General features: G+C 66.8%; 22 protein-coding genes. 8 read left to right on the plus strand and 14 right to left on the minus strand.

What is annotated here, in order from left to right:
* The first annotated feature begins 85 nt into the window (after positions 1-85).
* Both DDE10_RS03705 and DDE10_RS03710 read left to right on the plus strand, forming a co-directional pair.
* Positions 86-3,253, plus strand: coding sequence for a TonB-dependent receptor domain-containing protein (locus tag DDE10_RS03705; protein ID WP_114951330.1), 3,168 nt, complete (start codon positions 86-88; stop codon positions 3,251-3,253).
* 83 nt (positions 3,254-3,336) lie between these two features.
* Positions 3,337-4,314 carry a 2OG-Fe(II) oxygenase gene (locus DDE10_RS03710; RefSeq protein ID WP_114951331.1) on the plus strand — a complete coding sequence of 326 codons (978 nt, stop codon included), beginning with the start codon at positions 3,337-3,339 and terminating at the stop codon, positions 4,312-4,314.
* Between the two features lie 18 nt (positions 4,315-4,332).
* Here the strand turns inward: DDE10_RS03710 and DDE10_RS03715 are convergent, their stop codons facing one another.
* From DDE10_RS03715 to DDE10_RS03725, 3 genes are all read right to left on the minus strand, one after another.
* Entirely contained in the window at positions 4,333-7,452 is a 3,120-nt protein-coding gene (locus DDE10_RS03715; protein WP_114951332.1) for a TonB-dependent receptor domain-containing protein, read from the minus strand.
* Between the two features lie 216 nt (positions 7,453-7,668).
* Entirely contained in the window at positions 7,669-9,093 is a 1,425-nt protein-coding gene (ahcY, locus tag DDE10_RS03720; protein WP_114951333.1) for an adenosylhomocysteinase, read from the minus strand.
* A gap of 120 nt (positions 9,094-9,213) precedes the next feature.
* On the minus strand, positions 9,214-9,774 hold the full coding sequence (locus tag DDE10_RS03725; RefSeq protein WP_114951334.1) for a YqgE/AlgH family protein: 561 nt from the start codon (positions 9,772-9,774) through the stop codon (positions 9,214-9,216).
* A 144-nt stretch (positions 9,775-9,918) separates the two neighbouring features.
* Between DDE10_RS03725 and DDE10_RS03730 the strand changes: the two genes are divergently transcribed.
* Together DDE10_RS03730 and DDE10_RS23305 are read left to right on the plus strand one after the other, a co-directional pair.
* Positions 9,919-10,401 (plus strand): peroxiredoxin, encoded by a 483-nt coding sequence (locus tag DDE10_RS03730; RefSeq protein WP_114951335.1) that lies wholly within the window; start codon positions 9,919-9,921, stop codon positions 10,399-10,401.
* A 100-nt stretch (positions 10,402-10,501) separates the two neighbouring features.
* On the plus strand, positions 10,502-10,678 hold the full coding sequence (locus DDE10_RS23305) for a hypothetical protein (RefSeq protein ID WP_162806259.1): 177 nt from the start codon (positions 10,502-10,504) through the stop codon (positions 10,676-10,678).
* 140 nt (positions 10,679-10,818) lie between these two features.
* Here DDE10_RS23305 and DDE10_RS03735 read toward each other — a convergent pair whose 3' ends face one another.
* The 6 genes from DDE10_RS03735 to DDE10_RS03760 form a co-directional block, all read right to left on the minus strand.
* On the minus strand, positions 10,819-11,337 hold the full coding sequence (locus DDE10_RS03735; protein ID WP_114951336.1) for a YbjN domain-containing protein: 519 nt from the start codon (positions 11,335-11,337) through the stop codon (positions 10,819-10,821).
* A 133-nt stretch (positions 11,338-11,470) separates the two neighbouring features.
* Positions 11,471-13,339: a M2 family metallopeptidase gene (locus DDE10_RS03740; protein ID WP_114951337.1), complete on the minus strand. Its 1,869-nt coding sequence runs from the start codon at positions 13,337-13,339 to the stop codon at positions 11,471-11,473.
* 60 nt (positions 13,340-13,399) lie between these two features.
* Positions 13,400-14,164 carry an alpha/beta fold hydrolase gene (locus DDE10_RS03745; protein ID WP_114951338.1) on the minus strand — a complete coding sequence of 255 codons (765 nt, stop codon included), beginning with the start codon at positions 14,162-14,164 and terminating at the stop codon, positions 13,400-13,402.
* Complete coding sequence (locus DDE10_RS03750; protein ID WP_114951339.1) at positions 14,145-14,588, minus strand: GFA family protein; 444 nt, start codon at positions 14,586-14,588, stop codon at positions 14,145-14,147. Before DDE10_RS03750 ends, DDE10_RS03745 begins: the two co-directional genes overlap by 20 nt.
* A 115-nt stretch (positions 14,589-14,703) precedes the next feature.
* Entirely contained in the window at positions 14,704-15,165 is a 462-nt protein-coding gene (locus DDE10_RS03755) for a DUF1465 family protein (RefSeq protein ID WP_114951340.1), read from the minus strand.
* 117 nt (positions 15,166-15,282) lie between these two features.
* Complete coding sequence (locus DDE10_RS03760; protein ID WP_114951341.1) at positions 15,283-15,495, minus strand: YdcH family protein; 213 nt, start codon at positions 15,493-15,495, stop codon at positions 15,283-15,285.
* Between the two features lie 146 nt (positions 15,496-15,641).
* Between DDE10_RS03760 and DDE10_RS03765 the strand changes: the two genes are divergently transcribed.
* Positions 15,642-15,797, plus strand: coding sequence for a YdcH family protein (locus DDE10_RS03765; RefSeq protein WP_114951342.1), 156 nt, complete (start codon positions 15,642-15,644; stop codon positions 15,795-15,797).
* Between the two features lie 96 nt (positions 15,798-15,893).
* On the opposite strand, the gene dksA is transcribed toward DDE10_RS03765, so the two are convergent.
* The 3 genes from dksA to DDE10_RS03780 form a co-directional block, all read right to left on the minus strand.
* Positions 15,894-16,334, minus strand: coding sequence for an RNA polymerase-binding protein DksA (gene dksA, locus DDE10_RS03770; protein WP_114951343.1), 441 nt, complete (start codon positions 16,332-16,334; stop codon positions 15,894-15,896).
* Between the two features lie 641 nt (positions 16,335-16,975).
* Complete coding sequence (locus tag DDE10_RS23310) at positions 16,976-17,536, minus strand: hypothetical protein (RefSeq protein ID WP_162806261.1); 561 nt, start codon at positions 17,534-17,536, stop codon at positions 16,976-16,978.
* A gap of 63 nt (positions 17,537-17,599) precedes the next feature.
* Entirely contained in the window at positions 17,600-18,076 is a 477-nt protein-coding gene (locus tag DDE10_RS03780; RefSeq protein ID WP_114951345.1) for a host attachment family protein, read from the minus strand.
* Between the two features lie 104 nt (positions 18,077-18,180).
* Between DDE10_RS03780 and surE the strand changes: the two genes are divergently transcribed.
* Both surE and DDE10_RS03790 read left to right on the plus strand, forming a co-directional pair.
* Positions 18,181-18,948, plus strand: a complete 768-nt coding sequence (surE, locus tag DDE10_RS03785; RefSeq protein WP_114951346.1) for a 5'/3'-nucleotidase SurE — start codon at positions 18,181-18,183, stop codon at positions 18,946-18,948.
* Positions 18,945-20,030, plus strand: a complete 1,086-nt coding sequence (locus DDE10_RS03790) for a potassium channel family protein (protein ID WP_114951347.1) — start codon at positions 18,945-18,947, stop codon at positions 20,028-20,030. The genes surE and DDE10_RS03790 overlap by 4 nt, the downstream gene beginning before the upstream one ends.
* Before the next feature lie 3 nt (positions 20,031-20,033).
* Here DDE10_RS03790 and DDE10_RS03795 read toward each other — a convergent pair whose 3' ends face one another.
* Positions 20,034-22,157, minus strand: a complete 2,124-nt coding sequence (locus DDE10_RS03795) for a penicillin acylase family protein (RefSeq protein WP_114951723.1) — start codon at positions 22,155-22,157, stop codon at positions 20,034-20,036.
* A gap of 223 nt (positions 22,158-22,380) precedes the next feature.
* Between DDE10_RS03795 and rimO the strand changes: the two genes are divergently transcribed.
* On the plus strand, positions 22,381-23,709 hold the full coding sequence (rimO, locus tag DDE10_RS03800; protein WP_114951348.1) for a 30S ribosomal protein S12 methylthiotransferase RimO: 1,329 nt from the start codon (positions 22,381-22,383) through the stop codon (positions 23,707-23,709).
* Here rimO and DDE10_RS03805 read toward each other — a convergent pair.
* Positions 23,691-24,257, minus strand: a complete 567-nt coding sequence (locus tag DDE10_RS03805; protein ID WP_162806264.1) for a hypothetical protein — start codon at positions 24,255-24,257, stop codon at positions 23,691-23,693. The two genes, rimO and DDE10_RS03805, sit on opposite strands and share 19 nt — an antisense overlap.
* Positions 24,258-24,268: the final 11 nt, after the last annotated feature.

The raw sequence follows: 24,268 nt of genomic DNA on the forward strand, positions 1-24,268 counted from the left end.
CTTGAGTTGAGGGGGGAAAAAGGCTGTGGACCCATCATTGCCGCTTTGCTGGCGGTATTCTCTTATCCCTGGGGGAGAAGTCAGGATGAAGAAGCTTAACCTGCTCAGCACGAGCGCCATTGGCTCCGCTGCGCTTTTCGGCATGGCCATCGCCTTCGCGAGCCCTGCTCATGCTCAGAACGAGCAGGATTCCACGGCCCAGCTCGATACCGAGCAGGAGATCGAGTCGGGCGAGGCCGCCGATGAAGGCGAGACCCTCGTCATCACCGGTTCGCGTATCCGTCGTCCAAATCTCGAGTCGGTCGTCCCGACGACGTCAGTCGGCGGCGAGGAATTCTTCGAGACCGGCCAGACCTCGGTCGGCGACACGCTGAACGAGCTGCCGGCCCTGCGCAGCACCTTCAGCCAGTCCAACTCGACCCGGTTCCTCGGCACCGCCGGTCTGAACCTGCTCGACCTTCGCGGTCTCAACACCCAGCGCACCCTGGTGCTGGTGAACGGCCGCCGCCACGTCGGCAGCGACATTCTCAGCAACGCCGTCTCGCCGGACGTCAACACCTTCCCGACCGACCTCATCGAGCGTGTCGACCTGGTGACGGGCGGCAACTCGGCCATTTACGGCTCGGACGCCATTGCGGGCGTGGTCAACTTCATCCTGCGTCGTGACTTCGAAGGCATCCAGATGCGCGGCCAGGGCGCCGTCACGACCTATGGCGACGGCGGCTCCTATTATGGCAGCCTCCTTGCCGGTCACAATTTCGGGGACGGCCGCGGCAACGTGGCGATCAACCTCGAATATGCCCACCAGGAGGACGTCTACGCTCCCGGCCGGCCGAACCTGCGGCAGAACGACAACTTCGTCGTCGTCGACACCGATCCGGGCGGCACTCCGAACGGCGCCGACGGCAATCCGGACCGCGTCTTCTTCCGCGACATCCGTTTCGCGACCCTGTCGGTCGGCGGCCAGGTCGGCTTCGCCAGCCCGACCGGCGCCTGCGGCCGCGACGCCCTGGGCAATCCGTTCACCTGCGCGTTCGTGTTCCAGCCGGACGGCACCTTGGTCCCGCAGACCGGCACCCGCGTCGGCCTGGCGCCGAACGGCAACTTTATCGGCGGCAACGGCATCAACAACCGCGAGCGCCGCTCGTTCGGCCTGTTCCCGCAGCTCGACCGGTACAGCGCGAACCTGATCGCCCACTACACCTTCTCGCCGGCGCTCGAAGCGTTCATCGAGGCGAAGTATGTGCGCACCGAATCGCTGGGCAGCACCAGCGGCCCGGCCTTCTTCCAGGGTTCGACGATCGAGCCGCCTGCGGGCATCCCGTTCACCGGTCGTGAGCGTCCGCGCCTCGACAATCCGTTCCTGACCGCCCAGGCGCGCGCGCTGATCACCGAGCAGCTCATCGCGTCGGGCGTCCCCGCAGCGTCGATCACCGACTCGACCCGGTTCCTGCTTCGCAAGAACATCCTCGAGATCGGCGACCGCGAGGAAGAGGCGACCCGCGAGACTTGGCGGATCGTGGCGGGCGTCCGCGGCGACATCGCCGAGAACTGGAATTACGAGCTGTCGGCCAATTATGGTGAGTTCGAAGAGCGCACCGTCGTCGGCGGCAACCTCAACGTCCAGCGCTTCGCGCTCGCCATGGATGCGGTCCGCGATCCGGCGACCGGCAACATCGTCTGCCGATCGCAGATCGACCCGGCGGCGGCGGTTCCCTATCCGTTCGTCGACCCGGCGGTGGCGGAGGCCAATCTGGCCGCCGACGTCGCGGCCTGCGTTCCGCTCAATCCGTTCGGGGTCGGCAACGTCACGCCGGAGATGCGCAATTATCTCGTCACCGACGCGATCTCCGAAGGGCGGATCAGCCAGTTCGTCTTGAACGGCTTCATCTCGGGCGATTCGAGCCGCTGGTTCGAGCTTCCGGGCGGCCCGATCGGCGTCGCTATCGGCGCGGAATATCGCCGCGAGACGGCCTTCTTCCAGACCGACGAGAATGTCGCCAACGGCCTGACCTTCTACAACGCGCTGCCGCTGTTCGATCCGCCGGCCTTCGAGGTGAAGGAGCTGTTCGGCGAGCTTCGCTTCCCGATCCTCGCCAACACGCCCTTCTTCGAGGAGCTGACGGCGTCGGTCGCGGGCCGCGCGTCCGACTATAAGGGCGCGACCGGCACGGTTTACGCGTACAATGCGGGCCTCGAATGGGCGCCGATCCGGGACATCCGTTTCCGCGGCAACTATTCCCGCGCGGTCCGGGCGCCGAACCTGGCGGACCTGTTCTCCGATCAGTCGCAGAACTTCGCTCCGGGCTTCAACGATCCCTGCTCGGCGCGGAACATCGGTGCCGGCTCGGCCACCCGCGCGGCGAACTGCGCGGCGGACGGGCGCCCCGGCGACTATGACTATGTCTATGTCGAGTCGCTCGAGATCCTGAGCGGCGGCAATCCGGATCTGCGGGAAGAAACCTCCGACTCCTGGACGTTCGGTGCGGTCATCCAGCCGCGCTTCATTCCGGGCCTGTCGGTGTCCGTCGACTATTACGACATCACCGTCGACGACGTGATCACGGCTCCGACCGCCCAGCAGATCGTCAACGCCTGCTATGACGCGGCCAGCCTGGACAACCCGTTCTGCGACCTCTTCGAGCGCAACACGGGTCCGGGTGACGGTCCGGCCGGAGAGATTCCGTTCCGGATCCTCGAGGGTACCCTCCAGCAGACCCTGCTCAACTACGCGCAGCTGACGGCTCGGGGCATCGATATCGAGGCCGCCTATCGCCACGATTTCGAGGGTATCGGCCGGCTGAATGCGCGGCTGAACTACACCCACGTCCTCGAGCGCAACCAGTACCTCAACCCGGCCGATCCGGGTCGTGCGGACCGGTTGCTCTCGGAGCTGGGTGATCCCCAGGACTCCTTCAACCTGAATGTCTCCATGGAGAGCGGCCCGGTCACGGTCGGCTATCAGATGCGTTACATCAGCAAGATGGTCGTGAACTTCTACGAGGACTTCTTCAGCGTCCAGGGTCGGGCGCCGGAGAATGCCGACTGGGCCGATCGCATCTGGTATCCGTCGGTGCTCTACCACGACATCCGCGTCGGCTTCGACGTCACCGAAGACTACAACTTCTACGTCGGCATCGACAACTTCACCAATCGCCTTCCCCCGCTGGGTCTCACCGGCGTCGGCGGCGGCAGCGGCATCTACGACAATCGTGGCCGCAACTTCTACGCCGGCTTCCGCGCCCGCTTCTAAGGGCGTCAGCCGCGAAAAACTCCGGGCCGGGGCGCATGCCCCGGCCCTTTTCTTTTGCCCGGGCGGCTGCCACTGGTTCGTCCATGCCCGCTGCCTCGCTTTCGGAGAATGCGTTCGCCCTGGTCGACGCAGGGCGGGCCCGGGAAGCGGTGGCCCAGCTTCAGGGTCTTGCCGGCCAAGGCGATGCCGAGGCGCTCTTCATCCTCGCCACCTGGTTCCTGTCCGGCGACATCCTCCGGCGCGACCTTCCGCGCTCGCGCGATCTGTTCCGAAGGGCCGCCGAAGCCGGCCACGAAGAGGCGCCAGCGGTCTACCGTGCCTTCGTGGCGAACGGGACGGGCGGAACGGCGGAATGGAAGCGCGCGGTGGATCTGCTCGAAGGCGCCGCAGGCGTCGACCCGCAGGCCGCCCGCCAGCTCGCTTTGATCCGCGCCATGGCACTGACCCGGGAGGGCGATCCGGAGCGGGTGCCGCCGGCCCAGCCCCTCTCGTCTGCACCGGACGTCCGGCTCTTTCCCATGCTCCTTTCGCCCGCCGAATGCGACTTCGTCGTCTCCTGTGCCGAGCCGATGATGCAGCCTTCACTGGTCGTCGATCCGCGCACCGGGGGGCAGATCCCCAATCCGATCCGTACGTCCGACGGCGCCAGCTTCCCGCTCGTGCTCGAGAATCCGGCGATCCACGCGCTGAACCGTCGCCTGGCCGCCGCGAGCGGGACGGTAGTGAGCCAGGGCGAGCCGCTCCAGGTCCTGCGCTACCGGCCCGGGCAGCAGTACCGCGCCCATAGCGACGCCATAAGCGGCGCCGACAATCAACGGGTCCTCACCTTCTTGGTCTGGCTCAACGACGATTATGAAGGCGGCGAGACCGCATTCCTCGAGACGGGGCTCGAGGTGAAAGGCCGAAAAGGCGATGGCCTCCTCTTCCGCAACGCGGCTCCGGATGGCCGCGCCGACCCGCTGGCGCGCCATGCCGGCCTGCCGGTGACCCGCGGCTCCAAGCTGCTCGCCTCGCGCTGGATCCGTGCGCGGCCGATCGACCTCAACCGTCCGCTGCGCTGAGGCGCCGGGCGGCCCGGATCAGAAGCGGACGCCTGCCCCGAACCGGAAGTAGCGGCCGCGCACGCCGTCGAAATAGGTGACCACCCCGCCATTGGCCGGCGTCGGGAATGGGTTCTTGGTGTCGAAGACGTTGTCGACGATGAAGCGAACCGTCAGCCGATCGTTCACATTGTAGGAGAGCGAGGAGTTGATGAAGACGACGCTCTCGACCCGCGGAAAGTCGAAGGCGTCGGGCTCCGCGTCCGGATCGTTGAGGGCGGGGCCGAAATATTGCGCCTGGACCTGCCAGGCCAGGCCCTCGTTGCGGTAGGTGGCATTGGCGGTGAACTGGTGCTTCGAATAGCCGATGCTGCCGCGCAGCGTGGTGATGTCCGACAGGCCCGCGCGGGTATCGAGCCGATGGTTATAGATATAGTTCAGGCCGAAATCGATCGAGCTGCTGCCGCCGAGGAAGGGCGTCGGCAGCCGCCAGGCCAGCTCGGCGATCAGCCCCTCGAAATTGAGCTCCGACGCATTTTCGAACCCGGTCTCGATGAAGGTGATCTGTCCGTCGGCATCGCGGGTGAACAGCTCGCAGAAGTTGGTTCCCGAGGAAGAGACGACGTTGGGGAAGCTCTCCGAATCGTAGCAGGCCTCGAGGACCTGGGCCGCGGTGAGACCGGTGACGGCGTCCTCGACCTTGATGTCGACCCAGTCGACGGCGAGCGTCAGGCGCGGCACGAAGCTTGGTCGAAGCACGACGCCGATGGTCCACGAATCGGCCTTCTCGTTGGTCAGCGTCGGATTGCCCGAGAAGGCCCCGGGAACGGTGAAATCGACGATGTCGGATTCGAAGTCGGCCGGGATGCCGTCGGCCGCGCAATTGGCGGCGCGAACCGCGGGATTGGGTCCGCCTTCGATGAAGCGGGCATCGCAGGGGTCGTTGTCGGTGAAGAAGGACTGGCTGCGCGGATTGAAGAATTCGGTGATCGCCGGCGCTCGCACCGAGCGGGTGAAATTGCCGCGGAAGGTGACGTCGCGGATCGGCTGCCAGGTCGCGCCGACGGTCCAGGTCGGGTCGCCCCCCGAGAGCGAATGATCGATGTAGCGGAACGCGCCATTGAGCTCGACCGAGTGGAGGAACGGGATATTCTGGTCCCGTCCCACCAGCGGCACGACCAGCTCGGCGAAGAATTCGTCGGTGTTGAACCCGCCTGAGACCGGATCGATGATGGCGATCTGGCCGAACGGCACCCGGTCATTGTCGGGAATGCCGTCGCCATTGTCGTCGACGGCGGGGTCGGGATCGGGGCCGCCGGCGAAGAACTCGCCCGGATCGAAGTCGGTCGACTCGTCTCGATGCTCGTAACCGAGCGCGAAACGGACCGAGCCGCCCCAGATATCGAAAAGCGAGCCGGAAACCGAGGCCGTGCCGACGATCTGCTCGTTCACGCCGACCGGATCGGTGATGGCCGTGACATAGTCGCGCGCTTCAGGGCTGATCTGGCGGCCGAAGGGATTGATCGGCGCACAGGTCGAGCTCAAGGTCGTCACCGGCGCATTGGTGAATCCGGGCGCGCAGATGATGTTGCCGCTGCCGTCGTCGACGGCGTTGAGGGCATTTTCGAGGTTTTGCTGGACCAGCGCCCGTCCACGCCCCTCGGTGCGGGAATGGCCGTAATTGCCGACCAGCTCGAAGCTGAGCTCGCGACCGAGCATCTCGAACGTCCCGTCGAGCCCCGCGACGAAGCGATAGAGCTCGATCTCGCTCGACGCCTGCCCAGAGATGAGATCCGTGCTCGCCCGCGTGAGATAGAAGCTGTCGGTGCTGTCCGCCGCCGGATTGGCAGCGAGGTTCTGCTGGATGATCGCCCGCGCCTGATCGGACAGGAAGGGATTGTCGATGTCGATGATGAATTGGCCACCGGGCGTTCCGGGGCCGGAGCCGAACAGGAAGCTGGCATATTCCGGCTGGCTCCGAATCTGGGTGCCCCGGCTGTTCGAATACCAGGCTTCGCCGAACAGGCGGACATTGTCGGTGAGCTCGTACTGCGCCAGCGCGGTCACCATGTACCGCCGCAGCGGCGATATCAGGTTCAGCGGCAGCACGAAGCCGCTGCCCCCGTTGAAGTTGAGCGTATTGCCGGTGGCCTCGCCGAAATCGATCGGAACCAGATTGCCCGAATCGTCGAAGGTCAGGGGATTGCCCGCGGCGTCGACGACGGCAGGCTGGAAGCCGAAGGCCGCCGCCTGCTCCGGCGAGAGCGCGATGAAATCGGTCACCATCGGAATGCCGGTCTCCGAGATGCTCGGAATGCGGCGGTCCTCGATATAGGTCTGGGCGAAAGGCGAGTCCGGATCGGCCGGCTCGGTGAAGAAGGAATTCAGCCGCCGGTCGGGCCGCCCGGTATAATCGAGGCCATCGCTTTCATTATATTCGCCGGCGATCGCGATATTACCCCGCCCGCCCGCGAAGCTGGTGCCGGCCGCGGCGCGGATCCGCCAGTCGCGCAGGTCGCCGCGTTCCGAGATGCCGTAGGTGCCGTCGACCTGGATGCCGGTGAAGTTGCGCTTGAGGATGACGTTGACGGTACCGGCAATGGCATCGGAGCCGTAGATCGGCGCGCCGCCGACGGCGATCGTCTCGACCCGGTCAACGAGGAGTGTCGGCAGCACGTTGAAGTCGACCTGCCCGCCCGGGCCACCGGCACTCGGCCCGAAGATGGAGGCGGTGTTGGACGAGACGAAGCGGCGCCCATTGACCAGGGTCAGCGTGCGCTGGTCGCCCAGGCCGAAGAAGTTGATGAAGTTCTGCCCGGACCCGAAGGCGCCCCCCTGCCCGGCCCCGACCGGGCTCGAGCCGGGCACGCCGAAGGCCGGCAGCTCCTCGAGCGCGTCGGCGAGGTTGGTGTAGCCGCGCTGTTCGATCTGCTCGCCGCCGAGCACGACCGCCGGCTGCGGCGTATCGAAATTGGCACGGGGAATCCGCGAGCCGGTGACGACGATCGACTCTTCGCTGTCGGCGGTCTCGGCCGGGGAGGCAGTGGGAAGGTCGGCCGGTGTCTCGTCCTGGGCGAAGGCGGCCGAGGATGAAATTGCGACCGCGAGCGCGATCAGCGAAGCGGCTGGAGGGAATCCGGCGGACGGAAAGCGACGCATCTCATTCCCCTTTCTACTTTTTCGTCACCATGCGCGTCCGACAGGGGGAGAAGACGACGGCTTCGACCAAGCGGGAGCGCTTTTCGACAAAGCCTGACCGGCCTTGCGAATTGAATGTCCGCGCTTGCGAACTTGGCGAACCCGCTTGGGAGAAATGAAAACAGCCGCCGTGGCCCTATGGCCACGGCGGCTGCTCTTGAATCGCTGGCGCGGAGGTCAGTAGCGATAGTGATCCGGCTTGAACGGACCTTCGACCGGAACGCCGATATAGTCGGCCTGGCGCTCGCTCAGCGTGGTGAGCTTGACGCCGAGCTTGTCGAGGTGAAGCGCCGCGACCTTCTCGTCGAGATGCTTGGGGAGGACATAGACGTCATTCTTGTACTGGTCGGACTTCGTCCACAGCTCGATCTGCGCCAGCACCTGGTTGGTGAAGGACGAGCTCATCACGAAGCTGGGATGGCCGGTGGCGCAGCCCAGGTTGACCAGGCGACCCTTGGCCAGGACGATGATCTTCTTGCCGTCGGGGAACTCGACCTCGTCGACCTGCGGCTTGATCTCGGTCCATTTCATGTTGTTCAGCGCGGTGATCTGGATCTCGCTGTCGAAGTGGCCGATGTTGCACACGATCGCCATGTTCTTCATCGACCGCATGTGATCGAGCGTGATGACGTCCATGTTGCCGGTCGCCGTGACGAAGATGTCGGCGCGGGTCGCGGCGTCCTCCATCGTCACCACCTCATAGCCCTCCATCGCCGCCTGCAGCGCGCAGATCGGATCGACTTCGGTGACGATGACGCGCGCGCCGCCCTGCCGCAGCGATGCCGCCGAGCCCTTGCCGACGTCGCCGAAGCCGGCAACGCAGGCGACCTTGCCGGAAAGCATGACGTCGGTGGCGCGGCGGATGGCGTCGACCAGGCTCTCGCGGCAGCCGTAGAGATTGTCGAACTTGGACTTGGTGACGCTGTCGTTGACGTTGATCGCCGGGAAGGGAAGCTTGCCCTTCTTGCTGAGCTCGTAGAGGCGGTGGACTCCCGTCGTGGTCTCCTCGGACACGCCGCGGATCGCCTCGACGCTCCGCGTGAGGAAGCCCGGCGACTGCTCGATGCGCCGGCGAACCACCTTCTGGAAGATCTCCTCTTCCTCGTTGGTCGCCTCGGGGAATGCCTCGCCGGCCTCGATGCGCGCGCCCCACAGCGCGAACATGGTGGCGTCGCCGCCGTCGTCGAGGATCATGTTGGTCGTCTCGCTGTAGCTCCCGTCGGGGCCCCAGGCAAAGATGCGGTCGACATAGTCCCAATATTCCTCGAGCGTCTCGCCCTTGATGGCGAAGACGGGAATGCCGCGGGCGGCGATCGCCGCGGCGGCATGGTCCTGGGTCGAGAAGATGTTGCAGCTGGCCCAGCGCACCTCGGCGCCGAGGTCGACCAGGGTCTCGATCAGCACCGCGGTCTGGATCGTCATGTGGAGCGATCCGGTGATCCGCGCGCCCTTGAGCGGCTTGGAAGCGCCATATTCGTCGCGCAGCGCCATCAGGCCCGGCATTTCCGTCTCGGCGATCTCGATCTCCTTGCGGCCGAACTCGGCCAGGGACAGGTCGCGGACGACATAATCATTGAAGCTGGGCTGGGGCTGCGTCGCCAAGGAAGTTCTCCCGAAAGGTGAAAAACCGCCGGCATCGGCGGGCGGTCATGCGCCTCATCTAGCGACGCGGCACTGCAAATGCAAATATAAAGAACTCTTTATATGTGAGATGCCGAGGGGTCAGGCGGTGCCGGATTCCGCGGTCAGGAGCCGTGGATCGACCCCCGCGCTCCGGAACGCCGCCGTCCAGCGCGCCGCGGTGTCGCAGCCGTAGAGGAGCTCGTCGCCGGCCGGCGTGACGAACCAGCCGTGGCGGGCCATTTCCTGGTCGAGCTGGCCTGGACCCCAGCCCGCATAGCCGAGTGCGGCAACCCAGCGGCTCGGCCCCTTCCCCTCGGCGATCGCCTTGAGGATGTCGAGCGTGGCGGACAGCACCCACTGGTCGCCGACCTGGACGCTCTCGTGACCGCCCCAGTCCGGCGTGTGGAGGATGAAGCCCCGCTGCGGTTCGACCGGGCCGCCCTGGTGGATGGCCACGTCCGGCGCGGAGCCCGGCTCGATGTCCAGCTGCTTGAGCAGCGCGTGGAAGCCGAGCCGGGGAATCACGCGTCCAAGGCCGATGCCGAGCGCACCCTCCTCATCATGGACGCACATCGCGATCACCGCCTTCTCGAACCGCGGATCGCCGATCCCGGGCATGGCGAGCAGCAATTGGCCGCTGAGAAACCTCGGAGATTCCATCGCCGCCCTATAGGCCGGCGCGCCGCCCGGCGACAGGCCTTTGCGTCTTTGCGGATGCGGGCCGTGTTGGTAGAGCGACGGCGCACCGGCTGGCCCGGACGAACCCCGGAAGCGGCGCAAGCCCGCGAACGAACGGAGAAAGACATGACGATCAAGGTCGGCGACAAGATTCCCCAGGCTACTTTGCTGAAGGCCGGCGCGGACGGTCCGCAGCAGATCGACACCGATGCCTTCTTCGCCGGCCGCAAGGTCGCCCTCTTCTCGGTGCCGGGCGCCTTCACCCCGACCTGCTCGGCCAAGCACCTGCCGGGCTTCGTCGAGAAGGCCGACGAGCTCAAGGCGAAGGGCGCGGACGAGATCGCCTGCGTCGCCGTGAACGACGCCTTCGTGATGCAGGCCTGGGGTCAGTCGGCCGGCGCGGAAGGCAAGGTGACGATGCTCGCAGACGGCAATGGCGACTTCGCCCGCGCGCTCGGGCTCACCATGGACGCGTCGAAGTTCGGCATGGGCGAGCGCGGCCAGCGCTGGTCGGCGATCGTCGACGATGGCGTCGTCCGCGAGCTCAACGTCGAGGAGCCGGGCGCGTTCAAGGTGTCCGCGGCGGAATATATGATCGGCCAACTCTGACGAGCCGCCCCGGCGGCGAGGCGCCCCGCGCCAATTCATGCAACTTTCACCCCTCGCGACGCATTGATTCCGTCTCCCTTGTTGATGCGAGAAGCGTGCGATGGGTGAAAGCGGCAGCCAGGAGACGGACCCTCGATCGGTCTGGAACGCGCGGGAGATTGCGCGCCGCAACCAGGTCGATCCGGGGCGTCCGCTCAGTCCGGTCATGAAGACGGCGGCGACGGCGTGCGAGCTGGCGCATGGCGGCGGCCACAAATCGGGGCGGTCCGGGCGGTAGCGGCCGAGAGAGACGGGGATCGACCCAAAAAGACATTCGCTAGCGCGACTTGAAGTCAGATCATATCGTCTGAAGACTCGATAATCGCGCCTATCCAATAGCCTGGAGCGGCCGTTCCGATTGAATCGGAGCGGAGCCCGCTAGCGCAGCACCTCGGCGGCGAAGCGCTCCGACTGATTGGCGAAGACCAGCAGGTTCACCGCGAGATTGCCGCGAACGAAACCGAAGTCCGCGGTGAGATAGCGCGTCAGCGCCGGCCGCCCGTCCGCGGTCAGGAAGGCTCGCGCGAAGGCGTAGCGGCGGTTGAAGGCACCGATATTCTCGCTCATCCGCTCGGCGCTGACGTTCGCCGGCCGCGTCCAGACCGCCTGGATGCTGATCGCCTTGCAGGCCGCGCCCTGGCGCTCGCAACTGCCGAACAGGATGGCCGCCCGGCGATTGTTCGGAAGGGTCACGGCCAATGCCGGCCGGTCGGGCGTGCCGCGCCGCTCGCCGCGCGCACCGATCGAGGCCAGCACGGATTCGACCGTGGCGTAGTTGAAGGTCGGCAGGACCTGCCGGTTCTCCGGCGCCGCCGGGTTCCAGCGGGCGGGCGCGGCCTGGGCCCCCGCCGCGCTTGGCGCCGCCACGAAAATGAGCAGGGCGAGTGCGGCTCGCATCGATACCTCCGATCGTTTCGGGGAGTGGCTGTGCCCCTCCCCGCCGGCGCGGGCAATGTCCCGGCTGCCGCCGCCTAGGCCGAGCCGTGGCGAATGCGGGCCGGGCTCGGCGACGACAGCGGCACCGCGGCCCTCACCACCCGCAACGCTGTCCCCGATTCTGCTCGCGCAGCCATCCCAGCAGCGGCCGGAAATATTCGATCATCGGCTGGGCGGACATCTCGCGCGTACCGGTGAACCGCTCCAGAGCTTCCGGCCACGGCCGCGACGCGCCCATTTCAAGCATCTCGTTCAGGCGCCGGCCGACCTCGCGATTGCCGTAGAAGGAGCAGCGGTGGAGCGGCCCCTCCCAGCCGGAAATGTCGCAGGCCGCCTTGTAGAATTGGAACTGGAGGATGCGGGCGAGAAAGTAGCGGGTGTAGGGCACGCTCGCCGGGACGTGATATTTGGCACCGGCGTCGAAATTCCGCTCGGTCCGTTCGGCGGGCGGGACGATCCCCTGATATTGCAGCCGCATCCTGTCCCACGCCGCCTGATACTGGGCCGGCTGAATGTCGCCGGAGAAGATCCCCCAGCGATAGCGGTCGACGAGCAGGCCGAACGGCAGGAAGGCGATCTTGTCCAGCGCCTGGCGCAGCAGCAGCGAACGATCCTGCTCCTCGCTCGGCAGCTGGTTCTGCTGGAGCAGCCCGATCTGCACGAGATATTCGGGAGTTACCGAAAGCGCGATCATGTCGCCGATCGCCTCGTGGAAGCCGTCATTGGCGCTGTCGAGGAAGAGATAGGGCTGCTGGTTGTAGGCGCGCTGGTAGTAATTGTGTCCGAGCTCGTGGTGGACGGTGACGAAATCGTCGGCATTGACCCGGGTGCACATCTTGATGCGCAGGTCCTCGACATTGTCCACGTTCCAGGCGGAAGCGTGGCAGATCACCTCGCGGTCGCGCGGCTGGGTGATCATCGACCGCTCCCAGAAGGTCTCGGGCAGCGGTGCGAAGCCGAGCGAGCTGAAGAAGGATTCCCCCTGGCGGACGATCCGCTCCGGCGTGTAGTTCGCCTGCTCGAGCAGCTGGGTCAGGTCGTACGGCGCCGCACCGGATCCGCCCGGCGCGACGACGTCGTAGATATTGCCCCATTCCTGCGCCCAGAGATTGCCGAGCAGGTCCGCACGGATCGGTCCGGTCGCCGGCTGGACCTCGTCGCCATATTGGCGGTTGAGCCCGGCGCGGGCGAAGCAATGGATTTCCTCGTAGAGCGGCCGAACCTCGTTCCAGAGCCGCTCGGTCAGCGCCGCGAACTCCTCCGGGCTCATGTCGTATTTGGACCGCCACATCGCACCGGTGTCGGCGAAGCCGAGCTCGCGGGCGCCCTCGTTCGAGATCTGGACGAGGCGGGCATAGGGCTCGCGCATCGGCGCGCCGACATTGTCGTGCCAGCTGGTCCACATCTCGCGAAGCTGCTCGGGGTTGCGCACGGTGCCCATCCGCGCCTCGATCTCGTTGCCGGTCAGGGTCTCGCCAGCCATCGTGCCGCGGCCGCGGCCATATTGCGACTGAAGGTCGGTGGAGATGCGGTTGAGCTCGGCCGCGGCGCCTTCGGTGGTCGGCGCCGGGAGGACGAGCCCGCTGCGCAGGATGTTCAGCTTGCGCTGGGTGTCGAAGCTCAGGCCGGGGACATTCTGAAAGCGCGCCGCCTGGCCGGCGAGCCGGACACCCATCTCGGTCCCGATCGTTCCGAAATGGGCGGCGAGCGCGTCGGTGTCCAGCGTGATGTGGGTCGAGTTCACCCACTGGGCGCGGCTGTTCAGGACAGAGAAGCCGGCCAACTCGCGCTCGGCGGCGGCGACGAAGGCATCGGCCTCGGCGACGGTCGGCGTACCCGACTTGGGCCGGGCCGGCGCGGCCTCGGCCGCCGGCGTCTGCCCGCCGGCGACGGCGGCGGTGCAGGCGACCGCGAGACAGGCGCCGATAGCGATGGCCAGCCGCGAAACGCTGCTCTTGATCATGACGTCCTCATCCTTGCTTTCAGGAACTGCGCCGCTCCTGCGCCCGCCGCCGCATGCTGGTCAAGAGGCGAGGAAATCGGCGATGGCGCGGCCGAGATCGGCCTTGGTGACGGCGCTCATATGGTTGCCCGGCACCTCGACATGGCGTCCGTGGGGGAGCAGGGCGGCGAGCGCCTCCGACGAGCCGTTATCGTGATCATCGGTGCCGGAGAGGACGAGGACCGGCATTTCAAAGCCGCGCAGCACGTCTTCGGGCGTGTCGACGAAGCTGTCGAGCAGCGGCAGCAGCGCCTTGGGGTCGCCGCCGGTGGTCTTCAGGAAGGCCTCGGCCATCCATTCCGGCGAGCCGCGCTTATGGGTCCCCAATCCCTCGAGGATCCGCTTGAAATGGTCGGAGCGGGCGCCGGTATCGAGCAAGCCTTCCAGCCCCATGCCGGCGACCACGAGGCGCGCCGGCCTCGCCCCGCGCGCCACCATCCGGACGGCGGTGCGGCCGCCCAGCGAATAGCCGCCGAGATCATAGTCTTCGAGGCCGAGATGACGGATCAGCGCCAGGCCGTCTTCGGCCAGGATGTCGGGGGGATAGGCGGCGGGATCATGCGGGCCATCGCTGTCGCCATGCGCCCGCAGATCCGGCATGATCGCGCGGAGGCCGCGCGCCGCGATCGCGGCGGCATGGCCGAACCTGATCCAGTTCGTCTCGGCGTTGGAGAAGAGCCCATGGAGCAGCAGCACGGCGCGCGCACCCGGCTCGCCCAGTTCGTGCCAGGCCAGGCGGCAACCGTCGGCGGCGACGAAGCTTCGGTCAGTCGGGGAGCTTGCCAAGAGCGGTCATCCATCTGTCGACCACGGGTTTGTGGTCTTCGGTGCGATATTCCGGCAGGCCCTCGGTATTGAGCCAGGCGCGGTGAAGGCTCTCTGCCCCGAAATGGTGCGCCGGCCGGAACCGCGAAGGATCGTCGAACGATCCGATGGTCAGGTCCATATGGTCGCTGTCCGGGAAGGCGAAGCCCAGCGACGTTCCGCAGTCACGGCAATAGGGCCTTCGAGCGATCGGCGAGGAGACATACCAGTCGGGCTCCGCCTGCCAGGAAACGTCGGCCTTGCGCACGCCCTTGAAGGCGACGGACACGCCGCCGGTGGCGCGCTGGCACATCCGGCAATGGCACAGATAGGCATCGTCATTCTCGATCGTCGCGCGGTAGCGGATCCGTCCGCAGGCGCAGCCGCCGGCCATCTCCATGACCATATCGCCTCCCGTATCCGGTCGCGCGGCCGCCGTGGCGAACGGCACGACCCTGAGCCCGTTGCCTTTGCGCAGCGCGGCGGGCCCAGGCAAGTGTCTTTGGGCCAGCCCGCAGTCGTCAGAGCGATCGTTCGAGCCGGCTCAGGAGGCCGCGCGCCGGGCTGGCATGCGGCGCTTCGCCGAATCGGCCCTCGTCGATGCGGCGGATGCGCTCATAGAGCTCTTCGCTGGAACGGATCAGGGCGGCCGCCGGTCCCGGAAGGCGCGGCAGCAAGTCCTCGTCGCTGGTCGGGCCGGTGCCGAGCCGGCGATCGGGCTCACCCGCCTGGTGCGGCGTCAGCTCGCCCGCTGCGACGGCGCGCTGCGTCAGCAGCCAGGCGATGATGTGCATCAGCCGCGTCGTCACCTTAAGCGACTCGCACGAGAAGCCGACGCGATCGGCCGCATCGAGAGCGAGCCGATCGTCGCGGGCGGCGCTGTCGAAATAGCCGCGCGCCTCGTCCGCCAGCAGCATCGCCTCCACGTAGAGCGAGTCCACCAGCTTGGACGTCAGTTGCGCGTGGGGTTCGTCGTCGGCCATGGCGCCCCCATGCCACAGGGCCCTTTCCGCGGAAACGGGAAAAACCAGGGACTTGCGCCTTGCGGCCGACTTGTCCGGTCGAGGGACAGGCGAGACGGCAGAAGCTACCGCCTCAAGTCAGGCGATGATGTCCGGGACGGCCATGTCCTCGATTACCGCAATCTCGTCCTTCAATCTCAGCTTGCGTTTCTTCAGGCGCGCCAGCTGGAGCTGGTCCGGCGCCGCCATGCTGCGCAGCGCGTCGATAGCGGCGTCGAGATCCCTGTGCTCCGTACGCAGGCCGGCGAGTCGCGAAGCCGGATCCAGATAGGCCGAGTCGTACCTTTCCATGAGTTGCCCTCGCTCCTCATCGGGTCAATCGGGCATTGATAATCCCTCAACCGCTTGTCGTACATATCTGTTCGGCCATCGGATCGAGGGAGACAAGGCGCGGTCCGCGGGTTAGACTTGAACAGTCCAAGAAGAAGGAGATGGGTATGCACCAGGCGCACGTTTCGGCTCTTCAGGCCAAGCATGCGGGTCTCGAGGCCCGGATCAGTGAAGAAAGCCAGCGCCCAATGCCCGACGCGGCGACACTCGCCCGACTCAAGAAGGAGAAACTGAGGGTCAAGGAGGAGATTTCGGGCCTCTGACCATCCGCGCCGGCCGGCTCGCAGCCCGGGCCGGCCTCGCCGGACGAAACCCGAGAAAAAACGCCGCCCCGGGCTCCCGAGGCGGCGTTTCTCGTATCAGTCGTCGCGAGAGATCCGCTCGTTGCGCTCGTGGCGCTCCTGGGCTTCGACCGTCATCGTCGCGATCGGCCGCGCCTCGAGCCGCGCCAGCGAGATCGGCTCGCCGCTCACCTCGCAGAAGCCATATTCGCCGGTCTCGATACGGCGCAGCGCGGCATCGATCTTGGCGATGAGCTTGCGCTGGCGATCACGCGTACGCAGGTGGATGCCCCAGTCGGTCTCGCTCGAGGCGCGGTCGGTCAGGTCGGCCTCCTGAAGCGGCCCGCTCGCGAGAGCCGTCATCGTCTCGCGTGATTCCTTGAGAATCTCGTCCTTCCATGTGAGCAGCTTGCTCCTGAAATAGGCCAGCTGCTCCGGGTTCATGAACTCTTCATTGGCGCTTGGCCGATAGCCACCGCCAAATTGCGGATTCAACGCGTCACTGTGAGCCGTTGCCATACCCCTCCACTCCTCGTCTCCCGGCAATGCCGAGCGGGCGATGCCTCGGCGACGCAATTGGCGTGCCGGACAGGGTGCGGGCGCATATGTCCTGAAAATTTTGCCTCCCGCCCCAGTCCGGGCCTATACAGATGGCGAGGGTCAAGCACAAGTCACTCAAACAGCCCGAAAATCCATTTTTCTCCTTGACCTCGCACGGTTCGGACGGGGGATCGCCTTTGCCCGCCGAACCGATTCGCGCCGAAGCGGAGCCGGGGCCGTTAACCAAAGTGCTGATCGCGCGGCGCCCTGAATTCGTTCATTCGCCACGCCGGCCTGTTCTGTAATGGGACGGAAGATCCATGTAGAGGCCGAAACGGCCCGATTCCGGGCATGAAGATGGTTAACGCGCTTGCGCTTAAACCGAACGTTTGCATCTCCTGCCTAGACCATAGCGGTGCTGGATATTGGCGCGATGCCAATGAAGGGGCCGGCAGGAACGGGATGCAGGTTATGTCAGTAAGAATGGCTTTGGCGAAACTCTGCGCCTGCACTTGCGGCGGAGCGATCATCGGCGGCGGTGCCGTCCATGTCGCCGAAAACCCGCCGCAGCGGCCGGCGGTGGTCAGCCACGCAAAGGCGAAGGGGCAGGTCCGGAGCGCTCAGCGCCGCACCGTTCGCCGCACCGTCCGGCGTGTGGCCTGCGCCGCCACGCCCCAGACGGTCACCACGACGCGAACCATCGTTCCGCCGATGTTCGTGCCGCCGCCGCCGCCGCCGCCCGTCGCGGTGGCGAGCAGCGGCAGCAGCGGCGTGCCGATCGTGATCGGCGGCAGCAGCGGTGGCGGATTCGGCGGCGGCTTCTTCAGCGGCGGCTTCTTCGGCGGAAGCTCCAGCGGGGGCCGGACGACCATCAACATCTCGACGTCGAGCGGCATCGTTTCATCGAGCAGCTTCGGGGCGACGAGCACCTCGACCTCGTCGAGCACCGGCGGATCGAGCACGAGTACCAGCTCGAGCACCAGCTCCAGCACGAGCTCGAGCACCAGCTCCAGCACCAGCTCGTCGACCTCCAGCTCGACCTCGAGCGGCGGCCATGGCTCGACCTCGACCGGCGGCCATCCGGTTCCGGCACCGCCGATGCTGCTGCTCTTCGGCGCGGCGGCGGCGGCCTTGGTGGCACGGCGGCGGCTCGCCCGGCGCAACCAGGACTGAACGTTCACGACGGATGAAAAGGGCCCCGCCGGCACGGCCGGCGGGGCCTCTTCGCGTCCGCTTGGAGCCGCTCATTCCGCCTGCAATATCCTCTCGATCTCCTCGACCGGCATGTTGGTGAGATCCTTGGCGATTTCCCCGGACAGTCGCTTCTCCACCTCCTTGTGATAATGCTTGCGAAGCTCGCCCAGGGTCTTCGGCGGAGCGACCACGATCAAGGCGTCGAAGTCGTTCCTCAGCGCCCTCTCCTTCAGCAGCTCCGCGGCCTCCGCGGCGAACCGGTCCTCCTGGAGCTGGTGGAAGTCGGTCTCCGAAAAAGCGCTGCGATTGTTCGCGCCGGCGCTGACCGCACTGCCGGTCCGAGGCGAGCCGGCGCTGACGAACGAGCGGCCGGGCCGATCGGTGCCCTGGACATGATCCGCGGGATTCTCCTCCTCCCGCTTCCGCTCGACTTCCAGATTCGGATACTCGCCGTCTCCTTCGTTGCGGAAGAAGAGCATCTTCCGGCCGTCGGCGACGAGAACGCAACTGTTGTGCGGGACCCGCATTCTTTCCTCCTTGCGATAGCTTGTCCGGATGAACGCGAGAACGCAGCGGATGTTGCGGGCGGCGGCCTTGCCTCGAAACGGGTAATGCCCCTAAGCCGAAGCCGATGCGGATCCTCCTCACCAACGACGACGGCGTCAATGCGCGCGGGCTGGAGGTGCTGGAAGGCATTGCTCGCGAATTCTCGGACGACGTCTGGGTCGTTGCGCCGACCGAGGAACAATCCGGCGCCGGACACTCGCTCACCCTCTCCATGCCGCTGCGCCTACGCAAGCTCGGCAACAAGCGATTCTGCGTCACCGGAACGCCGACCGACGCGGTGATGATGGCGATCGCGTGGATCATGAAGGACGCGCCGCCCGACCTCATCCTCGCGGGCGTCAATCGCGGCGCCAATCTGGGCGAGGACGTGACCTATTCGGGCACGGTCTCGGCGGCGATGGAGGGCGCGCTCGCCGGTATCCCTTCGATCGCGCTGAGCCAGGGTTATCCCCGCGAGGGCATGGGCGATACGGTCCCGTTCGCCGCCGCCGAAGCCTGGGCGGACGAGGTGCTGCGCCCGCTGATCGGCCGGCCGATGGCGCCGCGGACGCTGGTCAACGTCAACTTCCCGGCGCTGCCGCCGAGCGAGGTGCGCGGCATTCGCGTGGTCAGGCAGGGCATTCGCGATTACGGCCGGCTCCATATCGACCGGCGCACCGATCCGCGGGGCTACAATTATTACTGGTTCGGTCTGCGTCCGGTCCTGCACACGCCGGGGCACACCACCGATCTCGAGGCGGTCGCCGATGGCTACGTTGCGGTGACGCCGCTCCATCTCGATCTCACGCATGAAGGCTCGATGGCCGAGCTCGCGGGACGCTACGGCGCATGAGCCTGCGCCCGACCGGGCCCGAGCTGCTGACGTTGCGCCGGAAGTCGCGAACATCCCCCTGGGTCTCGTTCGCCTGGCGGATCGCGCTGGTGGTCGTCATGCTCGTCTTCGTCGTCGCCGTTCACTGGTTCGAGCGTGACGGCCTGCGCGACAATCTCGACGGGCACATCACGTTCAGCGACGTCATCTACTTTACCGCGGTGAGCATCACGACGACCGGCTACGGCGACATCGTCCCCATCTCACCGCACACACGGACCTTCGATGCTTTGGTGGTGACGCCGATCCGCATCTTCTTCATTCTGATCTTCCTCGGCACGGCCTATCAGTTCGTGCTGCGGCGAACCTGGGACCGCTGGATCATGGCGCGCATACAGAAGAAGCTCACCGACCATGTCGTCATCGCCGGCTTCGGCACGAGCGGCTCCGAGGCCGTCGTCGAGTTGATCGCCCGCGGCACGAAATCGGACTGCATCGTGGTCGTCGACCCGGACCCGGCGGCGATCGCTTCGGCCGAGTCGCTCGGCTGCGCCGTGCTCCAGGGTGATGCGACTCGAGACAAGACGCTGGAAGCCGTGCGGGTAGCGCAGTCGAAGGTGCTGATCATCTCCGCCGGCCGCGACGATACCTCGATCCTGATCTGCCTGACGGCCCGGCATCTCGCTCCCGACCTCAAGATCAGCATCGCGGTGAGAGCCGAGGACAATGAGCTTCCCGCCCGCCAGGCCGGTGCCACCACCGTCATCAATCCGGTGAGCTTCGCGGGACTGCTCCTCGCCGGCTCCGCTCATGGTCCCAACATCGCCGACTATATCGCCGACCTGGCTTCGACCCAGGGCCGGGTCCGGCTGGCCGAGCGCGAGGCACGACCCGAGGAATATGGTAAGCCACTGGCCCAGATCACGACGGGACTGGGCCTTCGGGTCTATCGCAGCGGACAGCCGATCGGCTTTTGGGAACGGGATTGCGAGCAGCTCCGAGCCGGCGACCGGATCGTCGAGATTGTCCCCAGCGTCAGCCGCGAGGCCGCGTTCAAGGTGCCGCCCGGCCATGCCAATTATACCACGCCGACGCTGAAATAGAGATCATTCGCCGGGACGGTAGGTGCGCCTCGCATTTGCCGCGACGTCGTCCGGCTCGAAATGGACCGGTCGCAGATCGCCGGCGGCGTAGCGCGCCGCCTGGTCATTGAAATGCGGCGAGCGCGGATCGCCACTCTGGCCGCCCACGCTCACCGCCCGTGCCCGCGGGCGATCGCCGAACTCGACGACGGCGACGAAGCTGTTGCCGCTGGTGCCGTACCAGCGCCGCGTTCCCGGCCATGATCGGGCGCCAAAGGAAGCGAGCGTTCCCCACCGCGCCGACGGGAATCCGACCGGAAGGCTCGGGCCATCGTCCGTGAACGGTTGGACGATGTCGCCCGTGAGCCGCTGGAAGCGATTGATCTCGCCCCAAGGGATTCGCCAGCGGCCAAAGTCGCGCTCCAGCCGGCCGATCGCGTCGTCGAGCGCGTCGAACAGCCGCTCGGGCGGTAGCGCCGCCATCGCCTCGTAGCTGGTCATGCCGGGGCCCCAGCGGCCGTCCGACGCCCGCTCAAGCAGCGCCTCGCCCCAGAAGACCGCGAGCGAGGTCTCGACCGAGTCGGTCGACCAGCTCCGGGACCACTCGCGCAGCAGCCGCACGGGATCGGCGAGGCGGCGCCTTCGCTCGGCCGACGGATCGGCCCGGTCCCAGGCTTCGGCAAGCCTCGGGATCAGCGTCTCGAAAGCCGGCAACCAGCGATCGTAGGCCGCCTGCTGGAGCCGGTCGAGCGTCCACCCTCCGGAGCCTTCGAGCAGGCGCAGCGCATGCACGCCGCGCGGATTCTCGCCAAACATGTCCATGTATCGGGGAAAGTCGGCCGCGCGCGGACTGTGCACTCCGGCGGCCGACCAGGGGGCGTTGTTGGTGTTCTGGATCCAGCCGTTGGACGGGTTGTGCAGCCGGGGAAGCTCGCCGAGTTCGTGCAGGCCCCGCCAGTCGGTCGCGGGATCGCTGCCGTCGACGGGTCGGGTGAAGTCGAAGCGGTCGTCGCGCCGGGGCACGAACTGGGGATGGAGATAGGCGATATTGCCGTCGGCGTCCGCATAGATGGTATTGTTCGAGCTGTTCGCCTTCAGCTCCATGACCCGCGCATAGTCCGCAAAGGTGCGCGCCTTGGTGCGCAGGAAGGACTGGCTCAGCGCCTCGACCGGCCGGTGCATCAGCGCGACGCTGACCCACCGGTCGCCTTCCTGCCGGACGATCGGCCCATGATGGGTGTGATGAACGTCGAACCGGCGCTCCGCCCGCCCGCCTTCGGCGGTCCGGTAGGCGATCGTCACGCTCGACGTCTCGACCGGTCGCTCCTCGCGCCCGTAGCGGTAGAAGAACCGGCCGTCGCGGCGAACGATCGTCTCGAGATACTCGTCGACGACATCGACCCCGCTCGACGTGTGCATCCAGCCGGCGCGGTCGTTGAACCCCTGATAAACGAAGAATTGGCCCCAGGTTGCGGCGCCATAGGCGTTCAGCCCCTCCTCGCTCGTCATCTGCAGCTCGGCGCGGAAGAAGAAGCTGGTATGCGGGTTGATGAGCAGCAGCGGCCGCCCCGCCTCCGTGAGTGCCGGCGCGATGGCGATTCCGTTCGACCCGGTCGGCTCCCGGTCGGCGAGCCGTGCTTCCGGGCCCGGCGGCGCGGCGCGCCGCGCGTAGAAGGCCTCCAGCGCGGGTAAGGATATCCGCTCGATGTCGCCGCCGATGCTTCCTTCGGAGAAGCTCAGCGCCATCCACGGCTCGAAGCGGGTCAGAACGCGCGGGCGCACCTCGGGATGGGAGTGGAGGTAGAAATTGAGCCCGTCCGCCCAGGCGGTCATCAGCTGGCGAAGCCATTCCGGGCTGGCGGCGTAGCGCGCCCGGAGATCGGCAGGATCGATGAACAGCCGCTGCCGAAGATCCTGCCAGACCGCCCCCTCCCCTTCGGCTTCCGCCAGCCGGCCGAGCGCGGTCAGATAGTTGGTCTCGATGCGATTGAAGTCATCCTCGGCCTGCGCATAGATCATGCCGAACACCGCGTCGGCGTCGCTCCGCCCACGGACATGGGCGATCCCCCACTCGTCGCGCGCGATGGTGACCAGGGCGGCGTGGCGCTGCCAGCGAGCGGACTCGCTTCCGGTAGCGGACTGGGACATGCCCGGAACGGCGGCAACGGGCTGATCGGGAAGGAAGGCGAGGAAGAACCCTACCGCAATCCCGCCCATCATGATGAGACGCACCCCGATCCTCCTCTTCGCCGCGTGCCGTTTCACTAGCCGCCGAGGTCGACCGTACCAAGACTGGTCGAGCGGTCAGGTGCGACAATCGAGGCACGCCCGGTGACATTTCCGAGTCGAGACACTATGTCGCGCGCCTCTCATGGAAATAGAGCTTCCCTCCCCGCCCAAAGTAGGCATGGTCTCGCTCGGTTGCCCGAAGGCGCTGGTCGATTCCGAGCGCATCCTGACCAAGCTCAGGAGCGACGGCTACGCGCTCTCGCCGGACTATGCCGGCGCCGACGTCGTGCTGGTCAATACCTGCGGCTTCCTCGATTCCGCCAAGGAGGAGAGCCTCGCCGCGATCGGCGAGGCGATTGCCGAGAACGGACGGGTGATCGTCACCGGCTGCATGGGAAAGGAAGCGGACGTCATTCGCGCGCGCTTCCCGGACGTGCTCGCCGTCACCGGCGCCGCGCAATATGAGGAAGTGGTCGGGGCCGTCCATGTCGCGGCGCCGATGCCGCCCTCGGCCTATCTGAACCTGGTCCCCGATGCCGGCCTGAAGCTGACCCCGCGCCATTATTCCTATCTGAAGATCTCGGAGGGCTGCAATCATCGCTGCGCCTTCTGCATCATCCCCTCGCTTCGGGGGGACCTGGTCAGCCGCCGACCCGACGCGGTCCTGCGCGAGGCCGAGAAGCTGGTCGCGGCGGGCACGAGGGAGCTGCTGGTCATCAGCCAGGACACGTCGGCTTACGGCGTCGACCTCCGCCATGCCGCCTGGCCCTGGCATGGTGGCGAGGTGCGCGCCCACATGACCGACCTCGCCCGCGAGCTCGGCAGGCTCGGCGCCTGGGTGCGCCTCCACTACGTCTATCCCTATCCGCACGTCGACCAGGTCATCCCCCTCATGGCCGAGGGGCTGGTGCTGCCCTATCTCGACATCCCCTTCCAGCATGCCAGCCCGAAGGTGCTGCGCGCGATGAAGCGGCCGGGGAACGAGGCCAAGGTGCTGGAGCGGATCCGGCGCTGGCGCGACATCTGCCCGGACATCGCGATCCGATCGACCTTCATCGTCGGATTCCCCGGCGAGACCGAGGAGGATTTCGCCTACCTGCTCGATTGGCTCGACGAGGCCCAGCTCGACCGGGTCGGCGCCTTCAAGTTCGAGCCGGTCAAGGGCGCCGCGGCGAATGATCTTCCGGGCATCGTCCCCGAAGAGGTGAAGCAGGAGCGTTACGAGCGCTTCATGGCGACGAGTGCCGCCATCTCCGCCGCAAAGCTGCAGGCCAAGGTCGGCCGCAGGATCTCGGCGATCATCGACGCCGTCGGCGAGGAAGGCGGCGCGACCGGCCGCTCCAAGGCGGATGCGCCCGAGATCGACGGCGAGGTCCATCTCCGCGACGCTGGCCATCTCGCTCCGGGCGACATCGTCGAGCTTCTGGTCGAGGATGCCGACGAGCATGATCTTTACGGCGTTCCGCTCTGAGCGTCGCGCCGGCGGCGGCTGCGCCGCATCAGCCAGAAGATCAGCGCGGCGATGGCCGCGACGAGGAAAAGCAGTCCGCCCCAGATCCAGGGTAGCGCCCGGTCGACGGCATCGAGCATCCGCAGCTCGGGCGGCGCGGTCTCGTGGGGAACGACCTGCCACTGGACGATCCGGTCTGGCCCGCCGACCGAATAGGTCTGGAAGCTGGTCACGGTCCATCGCCCCCCGCCATGGGTGACCAGGGTGAATCGCCGCTCGCGCCGGGTCGCTCCGTTGGCGACCGAAGTCGACGTCTGGAAGCTGGTGATCTCGGTCGTGCCGGCGTCCGCCGGGAACAGGGACGGCACCTGCGGTAGCTGCTTCGCGCTTTGCGCCCAGAGCTCCGGATCGAAATGCCGCTGCAGCCAGGCCTGATCGCCGCGCCGCAACCGCTCGACCACCTCCTGCGCAAAGGCGCGATCCTCCGGCGCCGTCATCGTCTCCAGGGCCCCGCGCAGCGAGCACGCGCCGGCGAGAATGGCCAGCAGACACAACAGGATTCGCCGCATTTGAACCCCCC

The organism is Sphingosinicella terrae, from assembly GCF_003347635.1.
Taxonomy (GTDB): Bacteria; Pseudomonadota; Alphaproteobacteria; order Sphingomonadales; family Sphingomonadaceae; genus Allosphingosinicella; species Allosphingosinicella terrae.

Coding starts and splice junctions, on each gene's coding strand:
- DDE10_RS03705 (WP_114951330.1), top strand. CDS start 86: ATGAAGAAGCTTAACCTGCTCAGCACGAGCGCCATTGGCTCCGCTGCG.
- DDE10_RS03710 (WP_114951331.1), top strand. CDS start 3,337: ATGCCCGCTGCCTCGCTTTCGGAGAATGCGTTCGCCCTGGTCGACGCA.
- DDE10_RS03715 (WP_114951332.1), bottom strand. CDS start 7,452: ATGCGTCGCTTTCCGTCCGCCGGATTCCCTCCAGCCGCTTCGCTGATC.
- DDE10_RS03725 (WP_114951334.1), bottom strand. CDS start 9,774: ATGGAATCTCCGAGGTTTCTCAGCGGCCAATTGCTGCTCGCCATGCCC.
- DDE10_RS03730 (WP_114951335.1), top strand. CDS start 9,919: ATGACGATCAAGGTCGGCGACAAGATTCCCCAGGCTACTTTGCTGAAG.
- DDE10_RS23305 (WP_162806259.1), top strand. CDS start 10,502: ATGGGTGAAAGCGGCAGCCAGGAGACGGACCCTCGATCGGTCTGGAAC.
- DDE10_RS03735 (WP_114951336.1), bottom strand. CDS start 11,337: ATGCGAGCCGCACTCGCCCTGCTCATTTTCGTGGCGGCGCCAAGCGCG.
- DDE10_RS03740 (WP_114951337.1), bottom strand. CDS start 13,339: ATGATCAAGAGCAGCGTTTCGCGGCTGGCCATCGCTATCGGCGCCTGT.
- DDE10_RS03750 (WP_114951339.1), bottom strand. CDS start 14,588: ATGGTCATGGAGATGGCCGGCGGCTGCGCCTGCGGACGGATCCGCTAC.
- DDE10_RS03755 (WP_114951340.1), bottom strand. CDS start 15,165: ATGGCCGACGACGAACCCCACGCGCAACTGACGTCCAAGCTGGTGGAC.
- DDE10_RS03760 (WP_114951341.1), bottom strand. CDS start 15,495: ATGGAAAGGTACGACTCGGCCTATCTGGATCCGGCTTCGCGACTCGCC.
- DDE10_RS03765 (WP_114951342.1), top strand. CDS start 15,642: ATGCACCAGGCGCACGTTTCGGCTCTTCAGGCCAAGCATGCGGGTCTC.
- dksA (WP_114951343.1), bottom strand. CDS start 16,334: ATGGCAACGGCTCACAGTGACGCGTTGAATCCGCAATTTGGCGGTGGC.
- DDE10_RS03780 (WP_114951345.1), bottom strand. CDS start 18,076: ATGCGGGTCCCGCACAACAGTTGCGTTCTCGTCGCCGACGGCCGGAAG.
- surE (WP_114951346.1), top strand. CDS start 18,181: ATGCGGATCCTCCTCACCAACGACGACGGCGTCAATGCGCGCGGGCTG.
- DDE10_RS03790 (WP_114951347.1), top strand. CDS start 18,945: ATGAGCCTGCGCCCGACCGGGCCCGAGCTGCTGACGTTGCGCCGGAAG.
- DDE10_RS03795 (WP_114951723.1), bottom strand. CDS start 22,157: ATGTCCCAGTCCGCTACCGGAAGCGAGTCCGCTCGCTGGCAGCGCCAC.
- rimO (WP_114951348.1), top strand. CDS start 22,381: ATGGAAATAGAGCTTCCCTCCCCGCCCAAAGTAGGCATGGTCTCGCTC.
- DDE10_RS03805 (WP_162806264.1), bottom strand. CDS start 24,257: ATGCGGCGAATCCTGTTGTGTCTGCTGGCCATTCTCGCCGGCGCGTGC.